This window comes from uncultured Bacteroides sp., assembly GCF_905207245.1.
Lineage (GTDB): Bacteria > Bacteroidota > Bacteroidia > Bacteroidales > Bacteroidaceae > Bacteroides.
In genome coordinates this window covers 112,702-130,877 of sequence record NZ_CAJLKP010000004.1, presented here as the reverse complement: position 1 = coordinate 130,877, position 18,176 = coordinate 112,702, and the positions used below count along the sequence as shown (strand labels likewise).

7 protein-coding genes are annotated in these 18,176 nt (G+C 46.0%); all 7 read right to left on the bottom strand.

Translation table 11 applies throughout. The features are described 5' to 3' along the window. Nucleotides 1–6: 6 nt before the first annotated feature. Nucleotides 7–2,268 (bottom strand): GH92 family glycosyl hydrolase, encoded by a 2,262-nt coding sequence (locus tag QZ135_RS02515; RefSeq protein ID WP_294605657.1) that lies wholly within the window; start codon nucleotides 2,266–2,268, stop codon nucleotides 7–9. Nucleotides 2,269–2,300: 32 nt separating this feature from the next. Continuing rightward, nucleotides 2,301–5,957: a heparinase II/III family protein gene (locus QZ135_RS02510; protein ID WP_294605656.1), complete on the bottom strand. Its 3,657-nt coding sequence runs from the start codon at nucleotides 5,955–5,957 to the stop codon at nucleotides 2,301–2,303. Nucleotides 5,958–5,969: 12 nt separating this feature from the next. Further along, entirely contained in the window at nucleotides 5,970–7,367 is a 1,398-nt protein-coding gene (locus QZ135_RS02505) for a sialate O-acetylesterase (protein WP_294605654.1), read from the bottom strand. A 3-nt stretch (nucleotides 7,368–7,370) separates the two neighbouring features. Further along, nucleotides 7,371–8,663, bottom strand: coding sequence for a glycoside hydrolase family 71/99-like protein (locus QZ135_RS02500; protein WP_294605653.1), 1,293 nt, complete (start codon nucleotides 8,661–8,663; stop codon nucleotides 7,371–7,373). A gap of 507 nt (nucleotides 8,664–9,170) precedes the next feature. Then, nucleotides 9,171–11,996 carry a glycosyl hydrolase family 28-related protein gene (locus tag QZ135_RS02495; RefSeq protein WP_294605650.1) on the bottom strand — a complete coding sequence of 942 codons (2,826 nt, stop codon included), beginning with the start codon at nucleotides 11,994–11,996 and terminating at the stop codon, nucleotides 9,171–9,173. Continuing rightward, nucleotides 11,980–15,384, bottom strand: coding sequence for a PA14 domain-containing protein (locus QZ135_RS02490; protein WP_294605648.1), 3,405 nt, complete (start codon nucleotides 15,382–15,384; stop codon nucleotides 11,980–11,982). The genes QZ135_RS02495 and QZ135_RS02490 overlap by 17 nt, the downstream gene beginning before the upstream one ends. A gap of 186 nt (nucleotides 15,385–15,570) precedes the next feature. Beyond that, the gene (gene xyl3A, locus QZ135_RS02485; RefSeq protein ID WP_294605647.1) at nucleotides 15,571–18,168 is read right to left on the bottom strand and encodes a xylan 1,4-beta-xylosidase; all 2,598 of its coding nucleotides are present in this window, start codon (nucleotides 18,166–18,168) and stop codon (nucleotides 15,571–15,573) included. Between the last annotated feature and the right edge of the window lie 8 nt (nucleotides 18,169–18,176).

The window sequence follows — 18,176 nt, the reverse complement described above, 5'->3', positions numbered from 1 at the left end:
GCATTTCTATTTTTCCATTTCTAATACAAGTTCACCACCTTCCATCAGGTCGAAATGAGAAAATCTCGGTTCCCTCAATTCTTCACCGTTCAGTTTCATGGAGCGAATATACTTATTTTCTACACTATTATTCTTAGTACGGATCACAAAATCTTTTCCGCTACTCAAATGAATGATTACCTTATCAAACAAAGGACGGCCAATTTCATAGACCGGACGTCCCGGACAGAACGAATAGAAGCCCATAGAACTGAGTGCATACCAAGCCGACATTTGCCCTACATCTTCATTTCCGGAGAGTCCGTTAGGATCGTTATGATAAAGGGTACGAAGAATATGGTCTACCAAAGCTTGCGTCTTGCGAGGTGCACCGGCATAATTATAAAGATAAGGAATATGATGGCTCGGTTCGTTGCCATGTGCATATTGCCCGATCATCCCGGTCACATCGGCAGCCGCATTCGGATCACCGGTCAGTTCGGAACTTGTGGTAAACAGCGTATCCAGATGTGCTTCAAATGCCTCTTTGCCGCCTACCAGTTCCATCAGTCCTTCTACGTCCTGTGGCACAAACCATGCCCATTGCCAGGCATTTCCCTCTACATAATTACTGGGACGTTGCACAGAAGAAGGATCAAAAGGAGTAATCCAGCTCCCATCACTCAACTTACCACGCATCAGCTTCGTTTCCGGATCAAAATAAGCACGGTAGGCTTTAGATAAATTCATGTATTTATCATACATGTCTTTACGGTTATATTCCTTCATCATTTGTGCAATCAGCCAGTCATTATAAGCAAACTCCAGACCTTGTGAAACGGAACCGCCCACTTTATCACAAGGAATATATCCCAATTCGTTTTTATACTTAATTGAAATCGGCATAACTTTTCCGTTCAGTATCTGACGATCCATCATAGGCGTAATGCCGGTAGTGTCATATACCGAAGAACGTATGCAGGCTTCCAATGCTTTCTTTACATCAAAATCGCATTGTTTCTTCATCATGGCGTCTGCAATAACAGAAACAGCATGATAACCAATCATCGTTCCGGTTTCATTGGAAGCCAATTCCCACTTAGGCAGAATACCTGACTCATCATATTTGCGAAGCAACGAACGGATAAATGCCTGATTCTGTTCCGGCGTTACAATCGTGTAAAGCGGATGAGCCGCACGGAAAGTATCCCATAGTGAGAACACCGTATAATTGATATAAGAAGTATCTTGCTTTATCTCATGCCCCATGGTACGATAACGACCGTCTACATCCGATGCCAGACTCGGCTGTATGAATGCATGATACAAAGAAGTATAGAAAACAGTACAGTTGTCATTGTCCGAAGTTTCAATATCAATCTTGCCTAAGGCTTCATTCCAGGCAGTATTCGCCTGATGCGCTATTCTTTCAAAATTCCAATCCGGAACTTCCGCTTCCATATTCCGCTTCGCACCTTCTTCATCCACACTCGAAATGCCGACTTTAGCCAACACACGTCCATCCGCAGCAAGATTTCTGAAAGTCATCACTACTTTTGCCGTATTGACGGTGACAGAGATACTATCCGGCTGGTATTCGGTTCCTGAATACAACTTATAGTCAAAGGGCTTTGAAAATACGGCATAGAAATACACATAATGATGTTTAGCCCAGCCTTTCGTATATTTCATTCCGGCTACAGTAGAGTCGTTCACCACACGAATTTGAGTAACGGGGTGCTGATGTCCGTGAATGGTGGGTTCCATGTCAAGAATCAGGCGGGCATCACTTGACTTGGGATAGGTATACCGATGCAGTCCGGCACGCAAAGTAGCCGTTAGTTCCACATTGATGGAATCATCCTGCAACAAAACCTGATAATATCCCGGACGGGCACTCTCTCGTTCATGCGAGAAACGGGAACGATAACCTTCGTCCGGATTTTCTGCCGTTCCGGCAATCAATGGTTTCTCTCCTACTATCGGCATAAAAAGTATATCGCCATAATCGCCGATACCGGTTCCGCTAAGGTGGGTATGACTGAACCCCATGATAGAAGTGTCGTCATAATAATAGCCCGAACAAGCATCCCAGCCAAAGAGACGGGTATCCGGACTTAACTGTACCATTCCATGAGGTAAAGTAGCACCGGGAAAAGTATGTCCATGTCCTCCGGTTCCTATAAATACATTTACGCTATCGGTATATTCTTCCGGAAGTTCCTTTTCTGTACAAGAAAACAATCCGATCCCCGTAGCCAGTAACAGCATGCAGAGTTTGTTCTTCATAAAATTATAAGTTTATATTTTATACGATTCTATTAGTGTATAAGATTCCAATCAGCCTCTACCTTCATCGTCTTACCTTTTGTACGGATAATCAACGGATAGCAAGGCTTTACCGCTACATCTCCTGCCCCCGGTCCGTCTTTTACGGTCGGGTTTGCGGGTATTCCCGAGGCTTCCCCCAACACCACTTCCATTACTTCTCCCTCAGATACATTCAGGCGGACAGTAGCCGACGGAGTCCGGCAAGTGAATCCCGGTTGATAAGGATAAGAATAAGTATTATGAATCCGTTCATGCACTTCACTGCCCGTGAGTGTTGTTGCCACCGGCTGCCCCTCTAAAACAGGTTTTTCATTGAAAAGAATCACATACTCATACAGATGAGAAGAATCGGAAATACAAGTATATACATCTTGCAACTGAGTTCCTTTCAAATCCAGGCTACGCTTCATATCAACTCCCGGATAAGCGGTAACCGTTTCAGCTTCGGCATATCCACCGTCAGGACGAGGTGTGAATTTCAACAGTTTGCCCACACTTCTCTTCTGATCTTTTGCATCCACCGTCACCGTATTATGCGACAGACTGCGTTTATACCATTTCAGATAATCAGGAACTCCATAACCGGAAGTTCCAAAGTCGGAAACCAGTTCATTCTTGCCATCATGAATTGTGATGGAAAGCTTGTCAGGATGTCCATGCCCGATGCCTTCACCACCGAATTTCAGAACTACCGTGCGTGCATCACTGCGCAACAGGCAGAATCCTGATGCATCAAATGAGTAACTTTGCTGAATCATTTCTTCATCTGATGCATTTATAGTCTGGTTGTTCAACAGAGCCTCCGGATCAAGACGTTTCTTCTGTGCATAGGTCAGTTCCAACACCCGTTTCAGCAACGGGTCATTATAACGGGCATCAGCAATCTCGTACAGTGCCGACTGAGAAAGTAGATTAGCTCCATACCATCCGTCGCTATGTGCCGGAAAAGACAAATCGGGATAAGTACCCTTTACCGGTTCCACAAACATATCGTGCAAATCCTTATCAAACAGTTTTATCCCCCGGCATTTTACTGCATTAGCCGTGAACAGCAAAGCTTCCAACGGATAATAATGATAATGGGGAGAACCCTCATTTATCCAGCCATCACTATTCTTATGTTTTCCAATCAGATAATGGTAGCCATACTTATCCTTATTGATTGCTACATCGACAATAGAGTCATTTTCCAAAGCAATGCCTAAGGCAGCCAATCCACTATTATGCCACATCTGCCAGTTAGCCCCCGCCGGACGATGCAACAATAAAGTAGCCGCAGGTTGCAGATATCCTTCTTCTATCGCTTTGACCTCCTCTTTCGACAAAACTGGTTTAATAGCCATATAGGCCATTGCCACTTTAGTAGCCCAGTTGGCTTCATCCAGACTCTGAGCAAATGCTTTTCCACTATGTTGATCCGTAGCTTTCCTGCCGGAATTATGCTCGAACCAACCGGCATACTTACCTGCATAATCCAATAACATGGTACGGATATAATCAGCATATTGTCGTTTTCCGGTGGCCAGATAAAGGTACATACACTGATACATATAATCCCTGTTCAGCATGTGTACTTCATAAATCCACGCCCAGTCATAACGATTGTTTCCAATCCACTCTTTATCGCAAGCCGAGCAATATTGTGCCAAAGGCTTATCCCAACGGAAAGTAAATTGCAGATTATGTACCGGACAGAAGTAATCATGAAAATGTCCTCCTTCTTCTTTAGGTACTTCCAACGGATGCTTGCGCCTTTCTTTCACTTTCTGTTCCAAATCGGCTATGATTTTCTTCCCCCACTGTGTTTTTGCTGATGAGCGAATAGCAACAACGTCTTCATCAGAGAAGAAATAAAAACCTTCGTTGCCTTTCTTGGCTATAATTGACCAATCACCGGAATAATAAGCCTGATTCAACAAACGAAGTTTCGCCGCATCTCCCTGCCGGACAAACAGATTCTCCAAATCCTTATATAAATAGAATTGCAACCAGTAACCACGGTTATATTTCTCGCGAGTAGTGGAGGCTTGCATCCATTTAGCATACCAAAGAGGCTCTACTCCATATTGGCGTGCCACCTGAACGGCTTGTCCGGCATTCTTCCAGATACCTTCCGACATCCGTTTACCTAACGCTACATAATCATTATAGGTAAATTTTGAAATATCAATCACCTCACAGGTGTCGTCAATACCCAGTTCTTTAAAGTCAATCACGGTCTCCATCTTTGTATCACCATCGAGGTCATATTCTATATGATCGAAGAAACCATTGTTGTCACGGTCACTATAAAGTACAGTAGCAAAGCGCTTCGGGTCGCGGAAGTCCATCCACATACGGTCCCATCCCTGGAAGTATTCCGCATTCTGATCAATACGCCAAACTCCGGTTTCCGCCCCATATAGGTGCAGGCGACCGTCAAAACGACTGATATAGAGTTGAGCATTACCCGAATTATCCATGTCCCACTCACCTCGGTCACCGGCAGCATCACTCTGTTTATTATTGTCTATTCCACCTTTATTCCATCCTACTTTAAACGGATCCTTAGGATCATAGAACTCTACACGTTCCCAACGGTTGCAATCGTCATCTTCATCATATACAAAGTTTATACGGTTCCATTTGCCACGCTGGAAGATGAGTTCCTGTGCACTGTCGTGGTCGGGATAAATCAGTTCCGTCAACTGGCGATAGCGGGGGTCCATAAAGAACTTATCAGCCTCCGGCATTCCACGCAGGTTTTTAATGGGGTGAACCTGATCCATATAATCGAATCCTTCCCCCTGGAAACCAATAGTGAAATCAAAGTCAAACTCATTACCGGTAGTATTATCGTTATCAATGTCTACAGCAAGCGAAACCCAGTCTACGCGACCTTCCACCTGACGGTTCACATAACTGTTAGAGGGGGCATTCGGATCATGAATTTTCGGAGAATCCAATAAACGGATAGCCATTTCTGTCCTATTATCCTTATCCGGATCATAGAACAGGAAAGGGTTCTCCCAATTCAAGCGCAAATCCTTCATATCATACGTGGAAGTATGTATCTTCATGAAAGCCGTACGGCCACTGTAATCCTCATAGAAATCGGACAAACCACTGCGATCCCAGCACTGAAGGGTAAAATTATTCCAGTTGATATAATTGAAGACATTGTCATGATCCAAATCGAGCATAATCATGTAATGCCCGTTGGGCCATACTTCTCCCGTACGTTCTTTCGGATACTCTACAACAATCTGCATGTCCGCCTTCCCGTCTCCATCCGTATCCACCCAGTCGATAATCAAGTCGCCCTGACCTCCATAAATGCCATCTTTGTTGCGGTCAATCAACAGGCAATCATTCACCATATCACCTTCCAGGTCCCCTTCTTTCATATTGCCGTCATCATCCAGCCACAAGATGGGTATATCGTTGTGGGTGACAGACTTAATAGCATCCGGTTTCCCGTCTCCATTCAAGTCCAGATACTCCGGTTTATAGCCGGGTGGCGGAGGTGGCAAGCGTAAAGGCATCAATTGAGTACGCAGATTCCAATAACTTTTCTTTGTCTCTTGTGCCCAGCTTTTCCCGGCTACTCCTACCCAAAGGAACAGAACGGCACAAGCTATTTTAAATAAATCGCTTCTGTTTTTCATGATATTCCCTTATTACCAGTTATCTGTTCTGAATGAAGATGCCGGAAGGCCGGACATATTATAAAGGCAACCCTTTACATAATCCTTAAAGGCATAGCGCACCGCGACAGGTTGTTCCACTTCCGGGCTTGAGACAATAACCGTTTGCGCATCTTTACCAAAACGTGCATGGGCGGGATGAAATACTCTATCCTCGCCGGCTACTTCAAAGCCATTCAAGGGTTGCCGATAAGTAGTCAGTCCCTTGCCCATTTCATCAAACGACAAGATAATCTTGTTACCCTCCGTCTGCATAGATTTATACAACGGTCCCGTTACCGGAAAGCCCTTCTTACCATAAGTACGCCCCAAGGCCAGATAAGCAAACCGATTGCCCACCATTTCTTTCTCCATAGGGTGGATAGTGCGGTCATCGCCAACATCCGTCAGCACAACCATACCCGAAGAAGGAATAAGATGAAGGCATTTCATTTGCGCTTCACGCAGGTAAGCCGAATTCTTGCCTTTCCCCTCTCCTTTATTATAATTGAACGGAGCAATCTGGGCATAGTAGAAGGGAAATTCCCCTATTCCCCATTGTTGACGCCAGTCGCTCACCAATGAGGGAAACAACTGCGTATATAAATCAGGTGCATCCACATTTGCTTCCCCCTGATACCATAAACATCCCCGAATGCCATATCCGACCACAGGACTCAACATCCCATTATAGAGAATGGAAGCATTATGCACATCCGGCAAGTCTTTGTAAGGCGCTACACCTTCTTTACTCATCCAGGCTTCCACCCGTGAACCTCCATAACTGGCATGAATAATGCCCACGGGAATACCCAATACCTGATTCAGTTTACGTGCAAAAAAGTATCCCGCAGCCGAAAACTCGGGAACAGTCTCCGATGAGGCTTCCTGCCACTCACCTTTACAATCAGTCAACGGTTCGGAGGTCATTTTGCTTGCTACTGTAAACATACGTATTCCGGGATTTCCTGAAGTCACAATCGCATCCAACGCCCCCATCACCGGATCGCTGTAACGCCCCCCTACACGCATATCCATATTAGACTGACCGGAACAGAGCCAGACCTCACCAATCAATACATCATTAATTCGTACCGTCTCGCCGTCACTCATCTCAATATGGTAGGGACCACCATATACCGGTGTTTCTACTTTTACTTTCCAGCTACCCGATTCATCCGTCGTTACTGTGTATTTTTTGTTATTCCACGAAGTCTTTACAGTAACCTTTTGCTGTTTCCGGTCACTGTTTCCCCAAATAGCAACCGAACTTTGTTGTTGCAACACCATCCCATCCGAGAAAAAGGACGGTAATGTTATTCGTGCCTGTACCCCGCCCGCCCAAAGCAAGAAAGATACAAACAGGACTATTATAAAGCAAGATCGTTTCATTAGTTATTCTCTTACGGGCATCTTAAACGTCAGTGGAATCTCTTTCCTGAGCATGCGGGCAGCCTCGCCTGTCAGCCACAGATAATGGTCGGAAGGCTGTCCGTCCATATCAATAAACTTGGCCACATCACTAACCGGATGGTCTCCCGTACATTTAAAGATGGCGGTTCCCTCGTCCACTTCATCAAACATGGCCACATAAATCATCTCGGCGCCCGCCAACATTGCAGTAGAAAGCTGTTGCCAATAGAAACGTCCTCCCTGACGGGGAATACTGCCAACAGGCTTCACGTCATCCGGGAATTCCAGTTTGCTAAGATTGTGCCAACTGAATCCGGGAGTTACGGCAGGAACATAATCTACGCCATTCTCCTTACACCAACGGATATCTTCAATCACCAAGTCACGGAAGCGGTCCATGTCGTTATGCAACAAAGGAGAAAAACGCTGGACAGTCCATGGCAGAACTATATCCGCTTTCTTAATCACTGTATGCAGATAGGGATCATTGATACAATCAGCCTCCAGATTACGCCAGAAAGTAGGAACACCCAACATCACCGTGCAACCACCATAAACAGGGTCATTCTGCAAGAAGTCAATCAAACGGTCTAAACCGATGTTCCTGATATTATAAGGGCGGTCGGGAAAACCAACTCCCCATATAGCTACCACGGGCTTTCCATTATGATGCAGATAAGTCTTTTTCCCAGCCTGATTCGTTACCTTCTGATTGTCTACCAGCTTTTTCCAGTCTTCCATAATCAGGGAGCAATCTTCACCTGACTTTTTCAACCCGGACAAATCATACATGACAGCTATGGCGCGGTCATACTTTGAAGCCGCTTCCAAGGCATTCGCTAAAATACGGTTCGGTACCGAGTTTTGCTGGTCTCCACGAGTGTAGCTAAAAAAGCGTTGCACAAATACCCCATCTACGCCATACTCCTTCATCCACTTGAAGTGCAGGTCGACAGTAGACTTGTCCGCTGAACTGAATACACGTGCCTTTCTTCCGTCGGCATGCCGGAAAGGCGTCTCATAGGTCTTTTCATATTCACTCACATCGGGCCATGCATCAATAGTGCAATGTTTCTCGTCAAATTGCTTTCCGGTGCCATAATGGCCATAGCCTTGATTGGTTCCATCCTGCGGGCCGCGAAACCAACCTTGGTATCCTGCCATAATCAATCCTTTGTAACTTGGATAAGAAGTCTCCTGAGAGTGTTTGGGACCGGCATAAGCCAACATGCTCATGCCGAGGATGCCCAAAGTAACGAATAACTTATTCTTCATAATGCATTATCTTTATATCTGTTATTAAAAACTTGCTACCTATTCCACCTGATAATCTTTGCTGCAAAAGTAAAATCCAGAGATTAAGCAATCAGCTATATTACGCTTATCTGAGAATTAATTTTCAATTAAAATGAAACATTAATCGCCTTTTTATCAATCCGTAGGACCATCCATCAGCAAATCATGCTAAGGAAGCGTAATCGAAGAATCTACTCTCCTATTATTAGTGCACCTTTGTGCCAAGGGAGTAGATCCTTCGACTACGCTCAGGATGACATTCGATAGTTTACTGATTATCAACAGATAGCATTTACATTCCATTTGCTTCACAATGTAAAAGCATTTACCGCAGGATGTAACGACCTTTACCTCCTATTGTAACGCTCTTTACTTCGGTATGTAACGGCCTTTACCTCGGCATGTAAATGAAGTTACCATTTGGAGTAAACAGAATTTCCACGAAAGGAAACGACCATGTATTCATAAGGCCAAACGCTACAATACCTACTTCTTGTCAGAACCATAAATCAGCCCTTCTCCCGATTTATTGAACTGCAATCCAGAGAGATAATAGTTATTAGTGAGTTCTATTGATTTACCTTGTCCTCCCAGCCTTGCATATCCGCCGTCTCCGGCGGTGGGGCCTGCCACTTTCTGAGCGAAATAAGAAGTGTACACATGCGCTTTGCCACCTCTGACATCTACCCCCTGTGTACCGGAACGCGAGAAATTGGCCTGTTGGAATGACACAACGCCATTATTTATAATCGCCCCGAAAACCGGACTTCCCCAGAATGCACTGTTATACAGGATAAGTTTGGCGTCAGGATGAACCTTACCGGTGTTAACTTCATCTCCCATAAGGACATACGACCTCACCGGCTCATTGGGAATCTTAGTATTAACCAACTCTGAATTAACCGCGACAATCTTCGTATTCTTATCCGCATCTTCCACAAATAAAGAATAGGTGCATCCGTCAGAGCCATGTCCTATAACGGTCATCTTGCCCGGATACTTACCGGTTATCGCATCTTTCAGGAAATGTATTCCATATACCGAACCATAAACGAAATTGTTGAAAATAGTCTGGTTCTTGACATCCGCAAACTTAAGCGCGCTGCAATTAGATTGTACAAACCGCATCATAAATACCTCCGGATAGCCCTGTCCTCCCTTCGGAAGTCTCGACCCATAGTGAGGATTAAACTGCATATTGCGGATGAATCCACCTTCGGCTCCACCGCCAACCCAGATGCCCGCCCTTAAAGGCACACCACCCAGATAATCGACATAGTGGCCACTGGTGTCATATGAAGCCAGATCTATACCTTTGTCGCCTACCGCTATGGTTACATTGATTATATACACCTTGGGGCCTTGTCCCTGTATCAAGAACGGAGTCTTTCGCGGGTTTGATACGCTGTAGCCATCAGAAGCGATATTGAGCTGTGCCAGTGTAATGCCTCTGATGCCGGCACCCGCTTCAAGTTGTATAAGCGAAGCACCTTTTTCTCCGGCAGCTCCGCCATCATAGTTGGTAAATATGGCAGTACCACCACTTTGCGTGTGATGTTGCACATCCCACGAGCCCCTCAATTCAACTCCCGAAGGAACTTTAACAGGATTGTCCACCAGATACCTTCCGGCAGGCAAGTAGAGCGTACCGCCACCGGCAGCTTTCACCGCATCAAGGGCAGATTGCAGTTCAGCCGACACATCTTCTGCAGGACGGTTATTATTAAAGCCCGTTGCCCGTGCCAGGTCCGCTTTCAAGACATTGTCCGATGCCGGCCTCGGGTGTACGTCTATATTTGTTTTTACGTTCTTAGGTATGGGGTCAAAAGAGTACTTCTTCTCCGCAACCACTTCCACTTTAGCCGAAGCGCTGTGATTATCAACTTCCAGATTGCATTTATAGCCCGAATTAACCGACTTCAGCGTATGCATATCAGCACCCAGATATACATGTCCGGCATTCTTCTTGAAATCGCATTGAGACAGCAATACATTGCCGCTGTTTATCTTGAGGGCATAATCTCCGTATTCACTAAATGTGCAGCTTTCAAACGACACTACTCCATCGCTGCCATCGCTTACAACAGGTCCGTTGAAATCCACGCCGTTGAATTGCACCGAAGTGCTGAAATCCTTGTAAAAGTATACTGCATTGCCATCTTTGGCGGCTCCAAAAGAAGAATTGGATATAAGTATGCCATACGGATTCACATCTTCCACATACAATCCATTCCCGCAATTATCTACATGCACCTCATACAACTGAGCGTTCGGGGCATCGGCAAAGCCGGGCTCACGCCCAATCCATACGCCTGTCTTGTAACCTGACACACGCAGGTAAGAAACATATTCCCAGTCCGAACGGTGCATCTGGTATCCCGTGCCGTTCGCTTTCGTATAGGCTGTCACGTCGGCAAGGGAAGGCGATCCCGGAAGACCGGATTCAGCCCAGTACTCAGGGCTTATCCTGACATTCTCAATACGCCCGATATCGGTACATACGTGCACTTCGACCCCCTTGTTTAGTGCTGTGATATAACTATCCAGCACATAGTGCAGCTCACTCGGCGCAGAATTGAAGCCGTTGTAAGAGTTGACGAGAGTGACGTGTTCTATCGTAGCGCAATCTCCCTGGGTCTGGAACAATGTCCACGGATAGGGTTTCACATCATTGATGTCCTGCTCAGGATACCAGATGGAGAGATTGGTAACTCCGGTGCCCGCATTCATCTCGATGAACCTGTCAGCTATGCTTGTATAGGTCGTGCGGAGTGCATTGCCCGCCTGTCCGTCGTTCCACCAGCTCTCCACATTTCCATCATAATTCGGTGCATCCTCGCCTACGCGCACTTCAAGAATGGTTCCGAGGACTTTTCCATTATTGACCTCCGGATTGGCCCAGTCGCCACGGAGTTGCACTCCGGGATGGAGGCGCAAAACATATTCAAAGTGGAAATCTTTCTTGCTTTCCGAGCGGCCTTGGCGAACTCTGACATTCTTAGTGCCGAGTTGTGTACTACGGAATTCATAATTTCCGGCAGGTATATACACTACCCCGCCGCCGCTTTTATAAGCAGCGTCAATAGCCGCCTGGAAAGCAGCCCTGTTGTCAAATCCCGGTTCGGCTTTAGCGCCGAAAGCAGGGTCGGTCACAACAAAGTCGGATATGACCCAGTCCTTTGTCGGATAAGTGGTCTTGATACTCTGCTGGAGCGCTTGCTCTTTTTGTGCCTGCGAACAGGCAATGTTCAGAGGAAGCAACGCCAGCAGCATCAGTATAGTCGCCACTCCCGATTTAGAAATTCTTTTCATGGAAAGAGTATTTGATATAGTTACACAATATTTTCTTGGCCACTTCAGCAGGACCCGACGAATTATCCAGATTGTCTGCAATATCCAGTGAAGAGAAAATAACCTTCCCTTTCCCACAAGGAATGATTCCTACAGCTGTGCCCAACTCAAACGGAGTGCTCCGATAAGAGCCGGCTACCAATTCTTCTCCTTGCATACGGAAGCCAAACCTCTGGTCGCCATTCCTCACCACCGACTGGTAAGGCCAGTCCAAGGCACCGTCCACCGGAAGCCCTGCAAACAAAGGATGATCCCTCACAAAATGGATTCCGCCAATCCAGTTCTTCCCGACGTTGTAATAGCCGTTATATACCGTATTCGTATATTCCGCCACAGCCTTCATCCAAGTTTCGGTAGAGCCAAGCAAGATTAAAGTGGTGCCATCATTCTTCACCCGCTCGAATAACTTTTGCGGGGCAATGGCGGCTGCGCTCGGCCGAGACCATTTTAATTGTATCTGACCGGACTGGCGTGTCTGGCTATATACCACCCGCACCCTCACCGGTTTTCCGGCCTCCATAACCACAGGCCTGTCCTGCTTCATAGGAGAAGAATTATTATACTCATCAATCAACTGCCTGTCGTCAACGTACATACGCACGCCGCAATTGGTTTCAACACCCAGCAGATACTGTCCGGACTCAGGCGGACATATATCCCCTTCCCATATCACCGAGAAAGGCTGATTGGCAGGAACAGACTCATCAGGCTGTGCCCCGCCTACAAAAGTCCGGTTAAGTTCCGTATCCGGCTTAATGGAAGCTACAACATTCATAGCCGGATCACTATACCAAGTGGCCTTCAAAGTAGAATTTCCATTCTTATCCTTGAAAAAGTCTGATGGTATGACAACAGGTTCATCCAACGATGAACGGTTCACAACAAGCCAGTCCAGTTTGCCGGTTTCGGAAGTAAAGGCCGGAAGTTCTTTCCCGGTAGCCTCCTTATAGAAAGCGGCTACTTTATCATTCTCACTCCCATAATAAGCCCCATTGCCGGCCAGGTCATTTGCCTGCCAGCCTACGGCCACAACTTCATCGTGCCCCTGGGCGCATATCTGCTGATTATCAGCTTTTATATCAGCCAGTATGCGATAAGTTCCTTCCTTGCTGTTTACAGGAATCTCCACATTCTCCAACAAAAGCTGGCCGAACGTTTCACCACCTTCTATGTTGACCTTTTCAGTCCGGGTATAAACCACTTTTCCATCGGGGGCAACCACTTTTATCTCCAGAGCATGGTTGCCTTTCAGGTTCTTCTCATTCACAATATAGAAATCTACGATTGCACTGCCCGGAAGTTTTACAACTTGATTGCGCGAAGCAACGGCTACATACAGCGGTTGGTTATAGTACGCCAATATAGAAGCATCCCCTTTGGGATTGCGGTAGATGTCTACAATGCCGGAATGGTTATCATAAGGCATTGCTTCCCAGCCGTTCACCATGTAGGCATCACCCAGATTCTGCATTCTCATCCCCTCAATGCGCCTGCCCTGATGTTCGAATGACACATTAGCCATAGAACGTGTCAGGTCATCAAGAGTGCCGAAGTGGGACGCCAGCCCTTTCTTCTGAAAATAATCAGTGAAAGCCTTATACTGGCTCTTCCAGAAAAGACCATCCCAGCCGGTTTTACCGGTGCGTTCCACTTCGTCATTTATCAACCGGATGCGGGGAGGAGTAGATATCGCTCCTTCTTCACCTCGCAGAAAGACTTCCGTGCGGTTGCCGGTATACATGAGATTATCCTTCGGCCCTTTATAGTATTTTTCCACCCAAGTCTCCGGTCCTCCGGCACGGTGGTTATCGTGCCATCCCTTGCGGTATAACGTCGTGTCAAACGGCATCATGTGTGCTTTGGAATCCTCTTCTTTATCTTCACTGCCTGCCCAACCGGACGTAAACGTCATAATTCTGCTGGGGTCTACGGCATGTGCCTCACGCATATCATTCATACGCTTAGCAACAAGCTCCTTGTCCTGTGACAACCGACCGCCAAATTCATTAATCAGATTAAAGATTACGAGGCTCGGATGACTGCGGTCACGATGAACCATGCGTTTCAGTTTCTCATTCACAATCGTACGGATAAACGGATCATGGTTGGCAGAATGGAATGAACCCGGTTCTTCATAATAGAGTAATCCCAACTCATCTGCTTTTTCAAGAACCACCGGACTACCTATGCAGCGATGAAAATTCAACATGTTCAAGCCTAACTTCTTAGCTGTAAGAACCTGCTTTTCGGCCATCTCGGTCGTTGCTATCAATCCCGTAACCGGGAAGTATCCCCAACTGATTGCGCTTTTCAGCATCACACGGCGACCGTTCAGACGCAGCACCGCGTCCTTTCCCACACCATCTGCAGCGAACCAACGGAAGCCGAAATTCTTCTTATCCTGATCGAGTATCTTTTTCCCCTTCTTTATCTGAATATTGCAGGTATACAACTCTGGAGTAGAGAGGTCCCATAGCTTGGCATCAGGAACATTTACAGGTATTGTCACCTCATGATTTCCCGAAGGAAAAGAAACCTTTTTCAACGTCTGCCGGAACACAACTTTATCCGGATTAGCCTTTTCACTCACTGTAAGTTCAATATCCCGCTCCGCATCAGAAGACGTTTCGTTAGCGAAAGAAACAATGGCATTCACCTTAGTCAACTCAGGAGTATTCTGCATATAGATATCAGAAATAAACACAGGATTCACACTCTCCAGCCTGACCCTGCCGATAATTCCGCTGAAACTTCTTGCAGGGGGGATATTATACTCTCCCCATTTCAGTATATCGAAGTCCTGCCAGTGGAAATTACCTCCGGGATTGGTGACACGTACTGCCAGTAATTGTTCTGTCCCCGGCTTGGCCTCATCGGTAATGTCTACACGAAAAGGAGTCTCACCAATCAGGTCGTAAGCCACAAGTTTACCGTCAAGATAAACTTCTGCACGCATCCTGACTGATTCAAAGTAAATAATAAAGCGTTTATTCTTCTGGTCAGCAGGAATCTTAATCTTACGATACCACCAACTTACTCCCCGGAAATCTTCCGGACGGGGATTATCAGAAACGGTGAGATATTCTTCTACCGTGCCCGGTACTTCAACAGACACAGCCTTAGGGTTGTCATCCAGAACTTGCCAACCACCTGTAGGCTGATTCTCAGGCAGCAAAGACAGGTCAGTTATCTCGTGCGGAAGATAAAGGCGGTCATTCTGCCAGCTCGCTTCCTTATCGAGCCATAGTGACCAGCCACTTCCCGTCAATGGGAGGGTATATCTTCCTTCTCCGGCATTAGCAGAAAAGACAAAAAGGAAAGAGAACATAAAAAGGAAATACTTCTTCATAAATATTAGTGTTAAAAAGTTTACTCTATTACAAATCGTGCGGGATAAGTGATGAAACTACCTATAAGTAGTTACCCAATTACCTATAGGTAGTTTGCCAACTACCACGTAGTAGTCAGTAGATTACCTATAGGTAGTTAAAGATTGTTCAAACAGCGTTTAAGTATCATTACAAAATATCGCGTTTCAGTTCTTCAACGTAACTATTAGTCTCCGTAGCACTTTCTCATCCGAAGTTCCGCCATAGAGCAGTTCATACTTACCGGGAAGAACCTCCATCCGGTTGGTTGCCGGATTAAAGCATTCGAACGTTGAGGCGGGCAATTCAAACAGAACATCTTCCGCCTGACCGGCTTCCAGAGAAATCCTGCGGAAAGCTCTCAATGTTTTAATCGGCCCATTCTTATCACCGGGATTACACAGGTAGACTTGCACTACTTCATCTCCTGACAGTTTACCGATGTTCTTCAATGGTATGGTTAATGTCAGCCCCTCACCTGCCCGAAGTATTGTCTTATCCGCCTTAGCCTTACCATAGTCAAAAGTGGTATAGCTCAATCCATGTCCAAAAGGAAACAGAGGTTTCCCCTTGAAATAGCGGTATGTACGATTACTCATATCGTAGTCCTCAAAATCGGGCAGATCACTGCTCGATGCATAGAAAGTAAGCGGCAAGCGTCCGGCAGGATTATAATCACCAAACAGGACATCTGCAACGGCTGTTCCTCCCTGCTGACCGGGATACCATGCTTCAAGCATTGCATCCAGATTCTCAGCCTCCCAAGGTAATGCCAGCGCACTGCCGGAACACAGTACAAAAACAACCGGTTTACCTGTTTTTTTCAAAGCTTTCAGCATCTCTTCCTGCACCTGAGGCAGATCGATATTGGTGCGGTCACCTTTTCTAAACCCGGGAAGGTCCACCGGCATTTCCTCACCTTCCAGTGAAGAAGAAAGCCCTCCAACAAAGATAATCACGTCAGCTTCAGCCGCTTTATCGGCCACTTCCTTATAATTTATTTCTTTCTTAATACCTATATCAAATTTCAATGAAGCTTCTCCGCCAGCCTGGAAATACTCTAATACAACCTTATAGGCTTTGCCCTTCACTGCATTCAGATTATACATTTTCTCTCTTGTAGCTCCATTATGCCACTCAGAGTAAACCTCTTCCCCATCAATGAACAGCCGGGAACCATCATCCGCAGAAATAATGAAAGAGACTTCGCCGGACTCCTTCGGGGTATATACCGACTCAAAGCGTGCCGAGAAATCGTGCAGATTTACTCCCGGCATAAATACAGTGTTACCCCCATTGCCAAAGTTCAGCGGCTCACTAAAATGACCGACTGCCACCGCTTCACCCTCCAATTCCTTATTATTCCAGAAGGTTGCCTTAAAGCCTTTCTTCCCATCATACGAGCAACAGTCGAAGTAGCTAAAAACAGTCTGTGTATTTACAAAATCACAACCTTTCTCATAATATACAGTTCCTTCGGGAAGTTTACTTTTAATGCCCTCAAGGATGGTGACAGACTTAGTTGGGAAACCATTATAGTTTGCCCAAAGCATCACGGAGTCATTGGCATTAGGCCCCAGCACAGCAACTTTACGAACAGATTTACTCAACGGCAAGATATTATTCTTGTTAGTCAGCAATACCATACTCTTACGTGCCATCTCCAAAGCCTTGGCTACATGTTCTTTCGACTCTACAACCGAATATGGTATTTCAGACCACGAAACAAGTGTATTATCATCAAACATGCCTAACTGGAAACGAGCGCGCAATAAACGGAAAACCGATTCATTGATTTTTTCTTCTGATATCAGTCCTTTCCGTACCGCCTCATTTAAAGAAAAATAACTGCCGCCACATTCCAGGTCTGTCCCTGAAACCACAGCGTCAGCCGAGGCAGCAGCAGCCGTAGGGTGGGTTTCATGGTGATTAGGATAGTAGAAATCTCCGATAGCTCCACAATCTGAAACCACAATATCATCATATCCCCAGTCCTCGCGCAAGATACGAATCAACAATTGCTTGTTAGAGCAACACGGTTCTCCTTCATAGCGGTTATAAGCACACATCACCTCTTTTACTTTCCCTTCCGTCACCAAGGTTTTAAAAGCGGGCAGGTAGGTTTCCCATAAATCGCGCTGGGAAATATTCTTGGCATCAAAGCTATGCCTGTTCCATTCCGGACCACTGTGCACGGCATAGTGCTTGGCGCAAGCATGTGTCTTATCATATTTTCCGGTGCCATCACCCTGCAAGCCTTTCACTACGGCCAATCCCATCAGAGAGGTCAGATACGGGTCTTCTCCATAAGTTTCCATACCTCGTCCCCAACGCGGATCACGGTATATATTGATATTCGGAGTCCAAAACGTTAATCCTTTGTAACCATCCCGTTCACCCTTACGTTGAAAATCATGGTATTTGGCACGGGCTTCATCCGATACGATGCTGAAGGTTTCATGAACCGCCTGATTATCAAAAGTGGCGGCAAGTCCTATCGCCTGAGGAAAAACAGTTGCTTTTCCGGCGCGCGCTACTCCGTGCAGTGCTTCATTCCACCAGTCATATGCCGGTATTCCAAGGCGCTCAATGGCTGGCGAGCCATTTTTCATCTGGCTGATTTTCTCTTCCAGAGTCATACGTTTCAACAAGTCCCATGCCCGTTCGGAAGGTGTCAAATCCGGGTTTTTGTAGGGTTCATTTTGTGCTGTAGCCACCAGGGCTACAGCACTCAAACAAAAGGATATCAGAATTTTCTTGACCATAGTATTTT

Excerpts from the sequence above, each read along its gene's own strand:
- QZ135_RS02510 (WP_294605656.1), bottom strand. The coding sequence starts at position 5,957 with ATGAAAAACAGAAGCGATTTATTTAAAATAGCTTGTGCCGTTCTGTTC.
- QZ135_RS02505 (WP_294605654.1), bottom strand. The coding sequence starts at position 7,367 with ATGAAACGATCTTGCTTTATAATAGTCCTGTTTGTATCTTTCTTGCTT.
- QZ135_RS02500 (WP_294605653.1), bottom strand. The coding sequence starts at position 8,663 with ATGAAGAATAAGTTATTCGTTACTTTGGGCATCCTCGGCATGAGCATG.
- xyl3A (WP_294605647.1), bottom strand. The coding sequence starts at position 18,168 with ATGGTCAAGAAAATTCTGATATCCTTTTGTTTGAGTGCTGTAGCCCTG.
- QZ135_RS02490 (WP_294605648.1), bottom strand. The coding sequence starts at position 15,384 with ATGAAGAAGTATTTCCTTTTTATGTTCTCTTTCCTTTTTGTCTTTTCT.
- QZ135_RS02495 (WP_294605650.1), bottom strand. The coding sequence starts at position 11,996 with ATGAAAAGAATTTCTAAATCGGGAGTGGCGACTATACTGATGCTGCTG.
- QZ135_RS02515 (WP_294605657.1), bottom strand. The coding sequence starts at position 2,268 with ATGAAGAACAAACTCTGCATGCTGTTACTGGCTACGGGGATCGGATTG.